Source organism: Micromonospora sp. NPDC049257 (assembly GCF_040678915.1).
Taxonomy (GTDB): Bacteria; Actinomycetota; Actinomycetes; order Mycobacteriales; family Micromonosporaceae; genus Micromonospora; species Micromonospora antibiotica.
Genome location: NZ_JBFAQU010000021.1, coordinates 85051 through 99143, shown reverse-complemented (window position 1 = coordinate 99143; position 14093 = coordinate 85051). Strand labels below are relative to the sequence as shown.

Sequence of the window (14093 nt, the reverse complement as noted above, 5' to 3'; positions counted from 1 at the left end):
CCCCCCACACCCTCCACACCACCCTCACCGCCAAAATCGACACCACCCACACCCTCCACACCGCACTCCAACACCACCCCGACGTCACCCTCGTCGTCTTCGGCAGCGCCACCGGCACCCTCGGCAACGCCGGTCAGGCCAACTACGCCGCGGCCAACACCTTCCAGGACGCCCTGACTCACCACCGCCACACCCTGGGGCTCGCCGGCACCACGATCGCGTGGGGGCTGTGGCACACCGAGTCGGGGATGGGCGCCGGCCTCCAGCAGCAGGATCTCCAGCGGCTCGGCCGGATCGGCGTACGGCCGATGGACGTCGCGGACGGCCTGACCGCCCTCGACGCGGCCGTCGACCTGGGGCAGCCGGTGACCGTCGCGATGGGGCTGCACCTGCCCACCCTCGCCGCCCGTGCGCGTGACGGGCTGCTCGCGCCGCTCTTCCGGGCGTTGACCGGGCCGGTCGACGCAGCCTCGTCGGAGCCGGACGGTCCGGCGACGCTCAGGCCGCTGCCCGAACGACTCGCCGGGCTCACCGACGGCGACCGGCACGCCCTGCTGCTGACCCTGGTCTGCGAGAACGCGGCGATCACCCTGGGCCATGCCGGGACGGCGGGCATCCCCCCGGAGCGGCAGTTCAAGGACCTCGGCATCGACTCGCTCACGGCGGTGGAGCTGCGCAACCGGCTCGCCACGGCGACCCAGCTGCGGCTCTCGGCCAGTCTGATCTTCGACCACCCGAGCCCGGCACAGCTGGCGAGGCACCTCGGTGAACGGTTGACGCCCCGGGAGCAGGACCCGTTCGCGGTGTTGTTCGCCGAGTTGGACCGGCTGACCGCCGACCTGACGGTGGCGGCACCCAACGCCGCGGCGATGGGCCGGCTGGCCGCCCGGCTGGCCGGCTTCCAGGACCGGGTGGAGGAGCAGCGGTCCGCCGTGGTGGCGGAGACCGGTGACGAGGTGACCGCGATCTCGACGGCGACCGACGACGAGATCTTCGACCTGATCGACAACGAACTCGGCATCGGCTGAAGGAGTCGCACATGACCGCACCAGTGATCATCGCCGGGGGGAGCCTGACCGGGCTCATGCTCGCGCACGAGCTGACCCTGTGGGGGATCGACGTCGTCGTGCTGGAGCGCAGCCCCGGCCTGACCGACGAGTCGCCCGGACAGGCGATCAACACCACCACCGCCGAGCTGCTCGACCAGCGGGGTCTGCTCGCCGGCCTGCGCGGGCACGTCTCCCCCGTGCAGGGCACCCACTTCTCGCTGATGTGGTTGGACATGTCGCCGCTCGACGGCCGGCACCAGCCGGCCATGCTGCTCGGGCACCAGTTCATCGCACGGCGGCTCGGCGACGCCGCCGTGGCCCGGGGGGCCGACGTGCGCCATGGCCACCGGGTGACGGCCTTCCACCAGGACGACGACGGCGTACGGGTCCGGGTCGCCACCCCCAGCGGCGAGTACCACCTGCACGGCAGCTTCCTGGTGGCGGCCGACGGCGAGGACAGCACGGTGCGCGCGGCGGCCGGCATCGACTTCCCGGGGGCCGGCCCGGCGAACTGCGGCCTGGTGGCCGACGTGGAGATAGCGGTCGCGGACCTGCCCCCGGAGCACCGGGGGTCGAAGTTCTGCCCCGGCGGGGGCGTCTACTCGGCGGTGCCGGTCGGGCCGGGGCTGCTGCGGGTGATCACGGCGGAGTTCGACGTCGCGCCTCCCGCCGACACCGCGCCGACGACCGCCGAGCTGCGTGCGGCGATCGCCCGGCTCACCGGGGCGGAGTTCCCGGACGCGCCGGTGCGCTGGGTCCGTCGCTACGGCGGCCAGACCCGGACCGTGGACCGGATGCGCAGCGGCCGGGTCTTCCTGGCCGGCGACTCGGCGCACACCTTCTATCCGTTGGCCGGCCTGCGCCTCAACCTGTGTCTGCAGGACGCCGTGAACCTGGGCTGGAAGCTCGCCGCGGAGCTGTCCGGGTGGGGCCGCCCCGACCTGCTGGACACCTACCACGAGGAGCGCCATCCGCAGGCGGTCCGGGCGGCAGCGGCCACCGATGCGCAGCTCGCGCTGATCCATCCGATCGACCGGGTGACCCCGCTGCGTGGCCTCTTCGCCGATCTCCTGCGCCTGCCGCAGGTCAACACCTACCTGTTGGAGCTGTCCACCGGGCTCGACGTCCGCTACGACGTCGGGGTGGAGCCGACCGGTCCGGTGCCGGCGGGTCGCCGGCTGCCGCATGTGCCGCTGACCGGCGTACGGCCCCTGGCCGCCACGGCGACGGGGGCGACGACGTCGGGCGGCGTGGCCGACCTGCACCATGGCGGGCGCGGGGTCTACCTGGACCTGGCCGGCCGGACGCCCGAGCCGGCCGGACGCACCCTGGCGGCACTGGGTGACCGGGTGGACGCGGTTCACGCGGACCCGACCGGGGAGATCCCGGTGGACGCCGTCCTGGTACGTCCGGACGGTCACGTCGCCTGGGCCGGGGATCCGGTCGCGGATGCCGAGGGGTTGTCCGGCGCGCTCAAGTCGTGGTTCGGTGAGCCGGCCGGGTGACCGGTGGCACGGCCAGCGCCCCCGACCGGTGGTCGGGGGCGCTGGCCGTCAGGGCGGTCGGGTCGGACCGGTTCGGGGCGGTCGGGTCGGACCGGTTCGGGGCGGTCGGGTCGGGGCGGTCGGGTCGGGGCGGTCGGGTCAGGGTGCGGTGACGGCGTCGGCGAGCTGCTGCGACCAGGCGGTCACGGTGGGTGCGGCGGCGAGGTCACCGAAGCGCACGCGCATCCCGGCGCGACGCCAGCCGTTGACCAGCCGCATCAGTTGCAGGGAGGTGAGGCCGAGCTGGACCAGGTTGGCGTCGTCGCCGATGGCTGCGGCGTCGAGGCCGATCACGACGGCGATCGCCTGCCGGATCTCCTCACGTGTGGTTGCCGTGGTTTCCTGCTGCACGGTGGGTCCTTCCGGTCGACTCAACGGTGCTCTTCGATGATCTTGACTACCGCGCAGCCGACCTCGATGCCGACGCCGACCGCGAGCAGCAGGACGTGGTCGCCCGGGCCGACGGCGCCGGTGGTCACCAGGTGGTCCAGGGCGAGAATCTGGTCGCTGGCGCCGCAGTGCCCGACCGTGCGGCTGAAGTCCCACACGGTCTGCTCGGCGGTGATCCCCAGCGGGTCGAAGATCCCGTTCTGGAGTTGGTCGAGGGCCACCCCGCTGTGGGCGACCCGGGCGATGCCGGCCATCGTCACCCCGGCCTCGTCGAGCACCCGGTCGACGGTCTCGGTGACCAGGTCGCCGAGGTGGAACACCGGTGGGGTGACCCCGTTGGCCCACTGCTCGGCCCAGTAGCGGGAGCGCGCCTCGAGGTCGACCCGCTGCCCGGTGGTGATGCTCGGCGGGAACAGTGGTTCGCCGCCCCGGTGCAGGACCTCGGCCGCCGGGTTGGACGCCGAGCCGACCGCGAGGAGTTCGGCGAAGCCGCCCCGGGTGGACAGCAGGGCGGCGCTCGCGCCGTCGGCCAGCACGTAGTGCGAGCTGATCCGCCAGCGGTCGACGACCGGGGTGGAGAAGTTGTCGGCGGCGGTGAGCAGGACGGCGGTCGACTCCGGGTCGGCCATCAGTTGCGCCGCAGCCAGCCGCAGCCCCGACAGCATCCCGTTGCAGCCGTGGTGGATCTCCAGCGCCGGCACCCCCCGCCCGCCGAGCGTCTCGTGCAGGATGTAGTGCGGGGCGGACCAGGTGTCGGGCCCCTGGTAGTGGACCGGGCAGTGCATCAACGCCGCCACGTCCTCGGGGCGGTGGGCGGACCGCTTCATCGCCTCCGAGGCGGCCTGGAACGCCATGTCGGGGGCGGGCATGTCCGCTGCGACCGCGATCGAATGAAGATCGCTGTGGGTGCGGTTCGCCTCGTCGTACCAACCGCGTTTCACGGCTTCTTCGGTGGTGATGCGGTCCGGCAGATACGTGCCGACACCAGCGACAAAGACGTTCTGGACTTTCATTGCCACCCGCTTTCGGGAAATGGTGCGGCCAACATCCCCAACGGTCCTCGGCCCGCCTAACGGCGACCTAAAGAGGATCTTGGTACGGGCCGGTGGTGGCGCACCCGCCCGTCCGGCGCCCCCACCCGGCGGGACGGATCCGGTCGGCGCAGCCGCCATCACCGCCCCGACCGCCGGTCCGAGCTCGCCCGCTCGCGACGAACGAGCAGGTGTCGGTGCTTGCGGGGCGGCTTTTCATGAGGGAGAGTCACAGCGCGGGCGAGTCGCATCGCCGACAAGAGACCTCTATTCGAAACGCTCCCGTGCACGTCGTTCCCGGCGCCCGACACCGCCGGCCCGGGCCCGCCCACACAAACACCTTCGGCAAAATTCTCGGAACGGTCTTAACGGCCATATCGACAGCATGAAATAAAGCAGGTTGACACTCTCGCCGAAACATGATTAATTGCGATTCGTCACATCTCTTGGGGAGGGACACGTTGCCATCCGGGGATGATCGAGAGGCGTTGATCACCGCCGATCAACCAATTGTCTTCAAACTCCTCGGTCCCCTGGAAGTGTGGGTGGACAGCGTCCGCGTACCCCTCGGCGGCACCCGGCAGGAACTGGTGCTCGCGGCCCTGCTGCTGGCCACCGGATGCGTCGTCACCCTGCAACAACTCGTGCAGGTCGTCTGGGAGACGCAACCACCCTCGACGGCGGCGCACCAGATCCGGAAGATCGTGGCGGACCTGCGTCGGCGGCTGCCCCCCGGGCTGATCGTCACGGACGGGCCGGGCTACCGGATGGACGTCCACGACACTGCGGTCGACCTGAAGATCTTCGAGAGACAACTCGTCCGGGCCCGGGCCGCCGAGGACGGCGGCCGTCCCGACGAGGCCATCGACGCCCTGTCCACCGGCCTGTCCCTCTGGCGCGGCGACGCGCTGAGCGGCATGAACGGCCTCACCGTACGCACCGCTGCGGCCCGCGCCGACGAACGACGCCTGATGACCGTCGAACGTCTGATCACCCTGCAACTGGAGATCGGCGAGGAGGGTGACCTGGTCGGCCAGCTCCGGGCGCTGGCGGCCGAGCACCCGATGCGGGAGCGGCTGCTGGTCCTGCTGATGACCGCGCTCTACCAGGCCGGCCGGCAGGCCGAGGCCCTCCAGGTCTATGCCGACGCCCGGCAGTCGCTCGCCGACCAGTTGGGCATCGACCCCGGGCCGGAGCTGAACCGGCGGCACGAGCAGATCCTGCGCAACGACCCGGTCCTCGATCCGCGCTCCGCCACCCGGGCGTCGGCACCCGCGGCCCGGGTCGTGACGTCGTCGAACCGTCCGATGACGATCCCCCGGGACCTGGTCGACTTCACCGGACACGTCGACACCCTGGAGTCGCTCGTCGGTTACGCCCGACCGGACGCCACGGCGCTGACCCTCGTGTCGATCAACGGAATGGGCGGCGTCGGCAAGACCACCCTGGCGATCCACGCCGCACACCGCCTGGGCAAGGGCTTCCCCGACGGTCAGCTCTTCCTGGACCTGCACGGCTTCACCTACGGCCGGGAGCCGGTCGACCCGGTCGAGGCGCTGGGCATCCTGCTGCGGGCGGTGGGCACCCCGGGCGAGCAGCTCCCCACCGACCAGGTCGGCAGGTCGGCGCTGTGGCGGGCCAAGACCGCCGACCGGTCGCTGCTGATCCTGCTGGACAACGCCAGCAGTGCCCAGCAGGTCCTCCCGTTGCTGCCCAGCTCGGCCACCAGTCTGGTGCTGATCACCACCCGGTCACGGCTCAACGGGCTGGACGGGACCCACTCGATCACCCTCGACCCCCCGCTCGACGACGAGGCCAGCGCGATCGTCCACCGGCTGCTCGGTGACCGGCACCGGGCGACCGAGGCCGAGGTGCAGGCCCTGGTCGAGGCGTGCGGACGGCTGCCGCTGGCCCTGCGCATCGCCGTGGCCCGGCTGCACAACCGCCCGAAGTGGACGCTCGGCTATCTGATCGGCCGGCTGCGCCGCGAGGGGCGGCTCATGCGGGAGCTGGTCCTCGACGACCGCAGCGTCGCGGCCAGCATCGGCCTGTCCTACCACGGGGTCGGTCCCGACCATCAGCAGATGTTCCGCCTGATCGGGATGTTCCCCGGGGAGAGCTGCGACGCCTACACCGCCGCGGCGCTCGCGGGCGTCCCGCAGGAGCGGGCCGAGCAGATCCTGGAGGACCTGCTCGACTCGCAGTTGCTCATCCAGCGGCAGCTCGACCGGTACGAGATGCACGACCTGGTCCGCAACTTCGTCCGCACCGTCCTCGCCCAGGACGACGACGAGAACGCCACCGCCCTGCACCGGTTGCTCGACTACTACGTCGTCACGGCGGAGACCGCGGCGAACCGGGTCCAGCCCGGTCGGTTCGTGACCGAAGCCCGGGTACGGAATCCGCCGCAGGACGTTCCGCCGCTGGACGACCAGGCGGAGGCGCTGGAGTGGTTCGAGGCCGAACGACGCAACCTGCTCGCCGCGATCGACCTGGCGACCGACCGGGGGCACGACTTCCACCTGTGCCACCTGCCCCGCACGATGGCCTTCTTCCTCTACGTCCGGGGCGAGATGCACGAGCACGTCGCCACCTTCCGCAACGCCGCAGCCGCCGCCCGCCGCATCGACGAGCCGGTCCACGAGGGACTGAATCTGATCAACGTGGCGATCGCGCACTGGTATCTCGGCGAGTTCACCGAGGCGCTGGAGTGTTACGCCGACGCGCTGGCCATCGCCCAGGACACCAACGACACCGTCGGGGAGGGCACCTGCCTGGGCCGGATCGGCATCGTCTGCGCCAGCATGGGCCGGTTCGAGGAGGCGCTCAGCTACCAGCAACGGGCGCTGGCCATCCACCGTACGATGGGCGGCCTGGCCGAGCAGGGCAATGCGCTGAGCAACATCAGCCAGCTACAGAACGTCCTCGGCATGCACGCCGAGGCGGTGACGAGCGCCCGTGAGGCGGTACGCCTGCTCGACGGCCGTGACCAGCCGGCCGACCTCGCCTCGGCCCTGACCCGGCTCGCCTCGGCGCAGAGCAGCCTGGGCGAGGGGACCGCCGCGCTGGCCACGCTGACCCTGGCGGCCGTTCCGGTGCAGACCACGAACAGCCGCCGGGCCCGGGCCATGCTCGAGACGCGGTACGCCGAGGTCCTGATGCGGCTGGGTCGGCTCGCCGAGGCCGACCGGCACGGACTGAGCGCGCTGAGCCTGCTGGGTGGCCTGGAGAACCCGGCGCTGCGTGCGGAGGTGGAGAACGTCCTCGGTCGGGTCAGCACGGAACGCAGCGACTTCACCGGTGCCCTGACCCGGCACCGGACGGCCCACGAGAACGCAGACCGGATCGGTCTGCGTCTCGAACAGGCGCGCGCGTTGGACGGCATGGGGCGCGCCCACGCGGGTCTCGGGGACCTGGATCAGGCGATGACGGACTGGCAGGCCGCGCTGAGCCTCTACCGTGCCATGGGCGTCACCGGCGCCGATCTGGAGCAGCACCTCGGGCGGCTGGAGCAGTCCCGGTCGGCCGTCGCGCACTGACCGCCGGCCCGGTGCCGGGCGGCCACCGTCACGGGGCACGGCATCCGCACCTCGAAACAGCACCGCCCGACGACATCGATCAATGCGCTGCCATGGTGGGGCGTCGTAAAATCCGCTACGGATCGATGACGTTATTCGGCTGGCGGGCGCCTCAGCGTGGTCCACCATTGTCGAGCAACGGCCCGTCGGCGACCACCGTGACAACGGTGTGACCCTCCTGACCGGCAGCCACCTGACCGCGATCTGCGCCGAGCCCGGTAACCGCGGAGGCCCCAACAGCCAGGCACAATACGACAGCGGCCCGACCCAGGATGCGAATCTTGAACATGACGTTCCCCCGATGTTCGTCGGTCGTTTTGACAATGCCACTGTCACAACCGTCGCTACCGGAACGATCCCACATCGCTACCCATGAATACCATTGCGGTCCCAGATGGCGAGGACGACGACAGTGCGGCACTTATGGGCGCATGACGCAAAACGCATTCAAAACCAACGGTTGTGGCGACTTCGGTCTATCGGGTAGACATGGTGTGCCGGCGTGGACCGCCGTCGCCGCACCCGGGTGCCGCCTCCGCCACCGACCGACGACACCCGTCCGGCGTCACGCCGCCGTCGTTCCCGGATCCCGGCGGCCCGCCCTCCCCACCGCGAACTGCGGCGATGCGGCCGGCGGGAACGGATCGGGACTGATTCGGTATCGACCTGCGCCACAGTGGCGTAGTGACTTGGGTTGACCAGACGGCGGACTGACTCGCCACGACAGCGCCGGCACTCCACCCGATGCCACGCACCGCCGACACCGCGCCGGCGGGCCCACTCGACGGGGGGAACATCCGTGAAGTACGAGATCCTTGGCGAGATAAGGGTCCATGGCGTCGGCGGTGTCGTCACACCACGTACCCGCAAGACCGAGACCCTGCTGGCGGTGCTGCTGGCGAAGACGAACCAGATGGTCACCTCCGACCAGTTGCTCAGCGAGATCTGGGGCGAGGACACGCCCAGCCGGGCCAACGACGCGCTCTACGTCTACATCTCCCAGCTCCGCAAGGTGCTGCGCGCCAGCGGCCACGACGCCGCCATCATGACCCGGCCCCGGGGGTACACCATCCTGACCGCCGAGGGCGACCTGGACGCCGACGAGTTCCGCCGGCTGGCCCACCTCGGCCAGCAGCTACGCCGGGCCGGCCAGTTCTTCCCGGCTGCCCAGACCCTGCGCAGGGCCCTCCTGCTCTGGGGCGGACCCGCGTTCAGCGGACTGATCGACAGCCCGGTCGTGTACGCGTACGCCACCCTGCTCAACGAGCTGCGCATCGAGTGCCTGGAGCAGCTGATGGAGATCGAGCTGACCCTCGGCGGCCACCGTGAGATCGTCGGCCAGCTCTCCGCCCTCATCACCGAGCAGCCCCTACGCGAGAAGCTATACCAGTACCTGATGCTCGCCCTGCACCGTTCGGACCGCCGGGCCGAGGCGTTGGCCGTCTTCCACACCGCCCGCCAGCGGCTCGACATGGAGATCGGCATCGAGCCCTGCCAGGCCCTGCGCGATCTGCACCAGGACATCCTCCAGGACCGCGACCTCGGGCCGTCGATGCTGGTCAGCCCGCTGGCGGCGGCGTCGTGACCACGACCACGGCGAACGCGCCGTACCGCACCGACGAGCCCGACCTCTGGCTACGCCGGTTCGGCACCCGCAGCAGCGGCGGACCCACCCTGATCTGCCTGCCGCACGCCGGCGGCGCGGCGACGTTCTTCCGGCCGCTCGTCGAACTGCTCGCCGCCGAGGCGGACGTGACGTGCGTGCAGTACCCCGGCCGGCAGGACCGCCGCAATGAGCCGCCGGTCGGCACCATCGACGCCCTGGCCGACCTGCTGACCGAGGTGATCCGGGCGGCCGTGCCCGGACCGGTGGCGCTCTTCGGGCACAGCATGGGCGCGATCCTCGGCTTCGAGGTGGCGTTGCGCCTGGAACAGCTCGGGGTCGCCCCGCTGTGGCTGTTCGCCTCCGGCCGCCGGGCGCCCGGGGTGTCCCGGCACGAGACGGTCCACCTGCGCGACGACCGGGGGTTGCTCGCCGACGTCGCGGAACTCAGCGGCACCGACGACGACGTCTTCGCCGACGAGGAACTGACGGCGATGGTGTTGCCGGCCATCCGGGCCGACTACCGGGCGATCGAGACGTACGCGCCCCGGGCCGGGGTGCCCCGGCTGCGGTGCCCGGTGACGGCGCTGCACGGCAGTTCCGACCCCCGGGTCGAGCTCGCCGACGCGCGGGCCTGGGCGGGCCACACCGACGGCGGATTCCGCCTGCAACCGTTCGCCGGCGACCATTTCTTCCTGCTGCGGCACTGGGCCCCGGTGGCCCGGGCGATCCAGGCGGATCTGCGGCTGAGCTGAGCCCCATCGACACGGACCGGCCCCGGTGCGCACAGGCAGCGGGGTCGGTCGGATGGCGTCCCCCATTGCCGTCCGCAGTGGCGAAGATCGGCGTCGATCGACGCGGGGTCCGGCTTTAGAACGGTTTCAGTGACCGGCCATAGCGTTCCCCAGACGGACAGTGGAGCGAGGGGACCGAAACACGATGAATGAATCGACCACCTGGCGAGCATTGACGACAGGCAGCACCGACGAGGTCGCGTTGGCCATCGACTTCGACGCCACCGGCCGCCCGGAGGCGCGGTTCGCCGACCTGGCACCGCACCTGGGACCGGATTCGAGCGTGTGGGAGACCGTTCCGCTCGGCATGGACGCGTTGGTCGGGCCCAGCGGCGAGGGATACGTGAAGCGCTGGGCCGACGAGGTCCGCGACAGCGGCCGTACGGTGACGGCGGTCATGGGATTCTGCGCCGGGGGCGCACTGGCCCCGGCCCTGGCCGCGCAGGTGGGTCAGTGGCAGCCGGAGCCCCAGCTGATCCTGTTCGACCCCGAGACCGTCACGCCGCTGACCATGTACTGGCAGTTCGCCAAGATCATCGAGGTGGCCACCTCCTCGCTGACGCCGACCGAGCTGGACGAGGCGCGGGAGGCGGGCCGGCAGGCCCAACGCGACCTCGCCGGCCTGGAGCCGCTGGCGGACCGGCTCAGCGAGATCTTCGGACAGGTCGGCGCGGTGGCCTTCCCCCGGCTCGGCCTGGACGCCACGAGCGGCGCCGAGGTGGTCACCCTCTTCCGCTCCTTCATCAGCTACCTCTGCGCCGCCGGCCAGTTCGACCCGCTGCCGGCGTGGTCGCGGGCGACGGTGCTCACCTCGGCGAGCCCCACCAGCGGCCTCAACGGGTACCGGACGATCAACCCGCAGGCCCCGACGAACCTCGCCGGCAACGAGATCACCTTCCCGGTCGAGCACGCCGGGATGCTCGCCGACCCGGCGGTCGCCGCAGCCACCCGCGAGCTGCTCGGCCGGGTACGGGTCCACGGCGGGGCACGGTCGTGACCGGGCCGGCCGCCGCCACCCGCAAAGAGGAGGCGCTGTGGATGCTCGACCAACTCGTCCCGGGCTCCGGCGTCAACAACCTGGCGGTGGCCCTCGACGTCGAGGGTGAACTCGGGGACTGGGAGCTGGAGGAGACCCTCGCCCGACTGCTGGAGCGGCACGCCACGCTGCGTACGGTCTTCCGCGACACCCCGGCGGGGCTGTTGCGGCACGTCCTCGGCCCGACCGAGATCACCATCACGCTGGACCAGTACGAGGTCACCCGGGCCGACCTGGAGGAACTGCTCACCGACTACGTGGGTCGCCCGTTCGCAATGGACGGCAGCCCGCTGCTGCGCGCCGGACGGTTCCGCACCCCCGAGGGGGACGTGCTCTGCCTCGCCGTGCACCACCTCAACTTCGACGCCCTCTCCTCGGTGGTGCTGACCGAGGAACTGGTCGCCCACTACACCGCGATCTCGGAGGACGCCGAGCCGCCCGCCGAACTGGCGCAGCCGGCCCCGCTCTGCCTGGAGACGGCACCGAGCCAACGCAGCCTCACCTACTGGCGGGACCAGCTGGCCGGGTTCGACCCGTCCGGGCTCGCCCTGTGGTGCGAGGCCCCGGACGTGGCCCAACCGACCCTCACCGGCGACCGGGTCAGCGCCCGCCTGTCGGCGGCGGCGTACGACGCGGTGCGTACCCTCGCCCGGCAGCTGCGGGCACCGGAGGCGGTCATCCTCTACGCGGCGTACAGCCTGCTGCTGTCCCGCCACGGCGCGGGCCGGGACGTCGTCGTGGGCGCACCCGCCTCGCTGCGGACCGCCGAGAGCAGCCGGGCCGTCGGCTACCACATCAACACGCTGCCGCTGCGGCTGCGCATCCCGCCGGGCGTCACCTTCGCCAGCCTGGTCGGGGAGGCCCGTGGGGTGTTCCTCGCCTCGATCATCCACCGCGAGGTGCCCGTCGAGGCGCTGATGGCGCAGTTCCGACCGGCCACCGGTTCCTGGCGCAACCCGGTCTTCAAGCACCTGTTCAACTACGTCCCGGACGAGGGGCAGGCCAGCTACGACCTCGGTGGGCTGCGGGCCCAACGACGCATCGTGGAGAACGGTTTCAGCAAGTTCGACCTGGAGTTCTTCGTCATCTCGACGGCCGGCGCGCTGGACGTACGGGCGGTCTTCTACACCGAGGTCCTCGGGCGGGCGGACGTGACCGCCATGCTGGCGCGCTTCGACGCGCTGCTGGTGACGCTCGGCCAGCGCAGCGGGGAGCCGGTCGACGCGCTACCCCTGCACGCCCCGGCGGACCTCGCCACCATCGGCGCGGCGAACGCGACCACCCGTCCGGCGCGGAGCCCCTCGGTGCTGACGGCCATCGCCGCCCGGGTCGCGGCGGCACCGACGGCGGTGGCGGTCCGCGACGGCGACCGCGAGGTGTCGTACGCCCAGATCTGGGCGGCGGCGGAGCGCACCCGGACGGCCCTACGCGCGGCCGGGGTGGGCCCGGGCGGGGTGGTCGCCCTGCTGGGCCGGCGGGGTCCGGAACTGGTCGGCGCGGTCCTGGGCACCTGGCTGGCCGGGGCCGCCTACCTGCCGATCGACCCGGCCCACCCGTACCAACGGATCGTCTACCAGCTCGACGACTCGGGCGCGGGGGTGGTGATCGCCGATCCGGGCACCCCGGTGCCGGAGGTGCCCGGCCGGGTGGTGCTGCACCCGGTGGAGGTCACCACCGCCGAGCCGACCCCGGTCGACCCGGCCACCGACGAGTTCGCCGCCGGTGCGGACCCGGCCTACCTCATCTACACCTCCGGGTCGACCGGACGCCCGAAGGGCACCTGGATCACCCACCGGGCGCTGGCCAACCTGATCGAGCACTTCGTCGACCTGCTCCACGCCGACGCGCGCACCGCGACCCTCTGGCTGACCACGTTCAGCTTCGACATCTCCGCCCTGGAGCTCTTCCTGCCCCTGGCGGCCGGCGGCTCGACCGTGGTCGCCCCGGACGCCGCCCGCACCGACGGGTCGGTGCTGCTGGACGTGCTGCGGCAGCATCCGGTCGACATCGTGCAGGCGACACCGACGACCTGGCGGCTGGTGGCCGAACAGGCGGGGGACGTCCTACGCGACGTCCAGCTGCTCAGCGGCGGCGAGGCGCTGCCCGCCGGGCTGGCCCGGCAACTCGCCGGGGCCGGCCGGGAGCTGCACAACGTCTACGGCCCCACGGAGACGACCATCTGGTCCACCGCGGCGCTGCTCGACGCCCCGTTCAGCGGGCCCGTCCACGTCGGTACGCCGATCGCGAACACCCAGGTCCTCGTCGTCGACCCGGAGGGTCGCGAGCTGCCGGTGGGCCTGCACGGGGAACTCTGCATCGCCGGCGCGGGCGTGGCGATCGGCTACCACCGCCGCCCGGAACTGACCGCCGAACGGTTCGGCGGGCACGAGCGGTACGGGCGGTTCTACCGCACCGGGGACCTGGCCCGCTGGCGGCCGGACGGCACCATCGAGGTGCTCGGCCGGATGGACCGCCAGGTGAAACTGCGGGGCAACCGGATCGAGCTGGGCGAGGTCGAGTCGGTGCTCGGTGAGCATCCGGCGGTCGACGCGGCGGCGGTGCTGGTGCACGGTGGCGCGGACGGCACACTCGTCGCGTTCGTCGTCGGCCCCGACCCGGACGACGCCGTCCACGACGACCTCTGGCGGCACGCCATCGGGGTGCTGCCGCACGCCGCGGTGCCGCAGGAGTTCATCGTCGTGGCGGGCTTCCCGACCACCGGCAACGACAAGGTCGACTATCCCGCGCTGGGTCGGCTCGCCGAGGAGCGGCAACGCCGGGCACGCGAGGCCGTACGCCCGGCGGCGGCCAGCGGCGACCCGGTGGTCGACGAGCTGATCACCCTGTGGCAGGACCTGCTCGGCCACGCCGACGTGCACGCCGCGTCCAACTTCTTCACCGCCGGGGGGCACTCGTTGCTCGCCGCCCGGCTCGTCCAGCAGGTCGAGGCCCGGCTGCGGGTCCGGCTCGCGCTGGCCGACATCTTCGCCAACCCCACGCCGATCGCACTCGCCGAGGGCGTACGGGCGGCCCAGCGGCAGCGCCTCGACCGGATCTCACTCAACTAA

10 protein-coding genes are annotated in these 14093 nt (G+C 71.9%); 8 read left to right on the top strand and 2 right to left on the bottom strand.

What is annotated here, in order from left to right; all coding sequences use genetic code 11:
• Both AB0K25_RS24865 and AB0K25_RS24860 read left to right on the top strand, forming a co-directional pair.
• Positions 1 to 1028: KR domain-containing protein (locus tag AB0K25_RS24865; protein WP_363822998.1), on the top strand; the 1028-nt coding region annotated here is incomplete at its 5' end.
• 11 nt (positions 1029 to 1039) lie between these two features.
• On the top strand, positions 1040 to 2554 hold the full coding sequence (locus AB0K25_RS24860) for an FAD-dependent monooxygenase (protein WP_357538018.1): 1515 nt from the start codon (positions 1040 to 1042) through the stop codon (positions 2552 to 2554).
• 138 nt (positions 2555 to 2692) lie between these two features.
• Here AB0K25_RS24860 and AB0K25_RS24855 read toward each other — a convergent pair whose 3' ends face one another.
• Complete coding sequence (locus tag AB0K25_RS24855; protein ID WP_208569850.1) at positions 2693 to 2944, bottom strand: phosphopantetheine-binding protein; 252 nt, start codon at positions 2942 to 2944, stop codon at positions 2693 to 2695.
• A gap of 20 nt (positions 2945 to 2964) precedes the next feature.
• Positions 2965 to 3996 carry a ketoacyl-ACP synthase III family protein gene (locus AB0K25_RS24850; protein ID WP_255599180.1) on the bottom strand — a complete coding sequence of 344 codons (1032 nt, stop codon included), beginning with the start codon at positions 3994 to 3996 and terminating at the stop codon, positions 2965 to 2967.
• A 563-nt stretch (positions 3997 to 4559) separates the two neighbouring features.
• Between AB0K25_RS24850 and AB0K25_RS24845 the strand changes: the two genes are divergently transcribed.
• The 6 genes from AB0K25_RS24845 to AB0K25_RS24820 all read left to right on the top strand — a co-directional run bounded on the left by AB0K25_RS24845 (position 4560) and on the right by AB0K25_RS24820 (position 14093).
• Positions 4560 to 7553, top strand: coding sequence for a BTAD domain-containing putative transcriptional regulator (locus AB0K25_RS24845; RefSeq protein ID WP_363822995.1), 2994 nt, complete (start codon positions 4560 to 4562; stop codon positions 7551 to 7553).
• A gap of 208 nt (positions 7554 to 7761) precedes the next feature.
• A complete protein-coding gene (locus AB0K25_RS24840) occupies positions 7762 to 7968 on the top strand; it encodes a hypothetical protein (protein WP_363822992.1) in 207 nt (68 codons plus the stop codon).
• A gap of 423 nt (positions 7969 to 8391) precedes the next feature.
• Entirely contained in the window at positions 8392 to 9177 is a 786-nt protein-coding gene (locus tag AB0K25_RS24835) for an AfsR/SARP family transcriptional regulator (RefSeq protein WP_219468996.1), read from the top strand.
• The gene (locus AB0K25_RS24830; protein WP_219468994.1) at positions 9174 to 9950 is read left to right on the top strand and encodes an alpha/beta fold hydrolase; all 777 of its coding nucleotides are present in this window, start codon (positions 9174 to 9176) and stop codon (positions 9948 to 9950) included. Before AB0K25_RS24835 ends, AB0K25_RS24830 begins: the two co-directional genes overlap by 4 nt.
• A gap of 184 nt (positions 9951 to 10134) precedes the next feature.
• Entirely contained in the window at positions 10135 to 10986 is an 852-nt protein-coding gene (locus AB0K25_RS24825) for a hypothetical protein (protein WP_219468992.1), read from the top strand.
• Positions 10983 to 14093 carry an amino acid adenylation domain-containing protein gene (locus AB0K25_RS24820; RefSeq protein WP_363822988.1) on the top strand — a complete coding sequence of 1037 codons (3111 nt, stop codon included), beginning with the start codon at positions 10983 to 10985 and terminating at the stop codon, positions 14091 to 14093. The genes AB0K25_RS24825 and AB0K25_RS24820 overlap by 4 nt, the downstream gene beginning before the upstream one ends.

Bases quoted from the DNA above. Each gene is read 5' to 3' on its own strand.
- AB0K25_RS24860 (WP_357538018.1), top strand. From the start codon at position 1,040: ATGACCGCACCAGTGATCATCGCCGGGGGGAGCCTGACCGGGCTCATG.
- AB0K25_RS24850 (WP_255599180.1), bottom strand. From the start codon at position 3,996: ATGAAAGTCCAGAACGTCTTTGTCGCTGGTGTCGGCACGTATCTGCCG.
- AB0K25_RS24825 (WP_219468992.1), top strand. From the start codon at position 10,135: ATGAATGAATCGACCACCTGGCGAGCATTGACGACAGGCAGCACCGAC.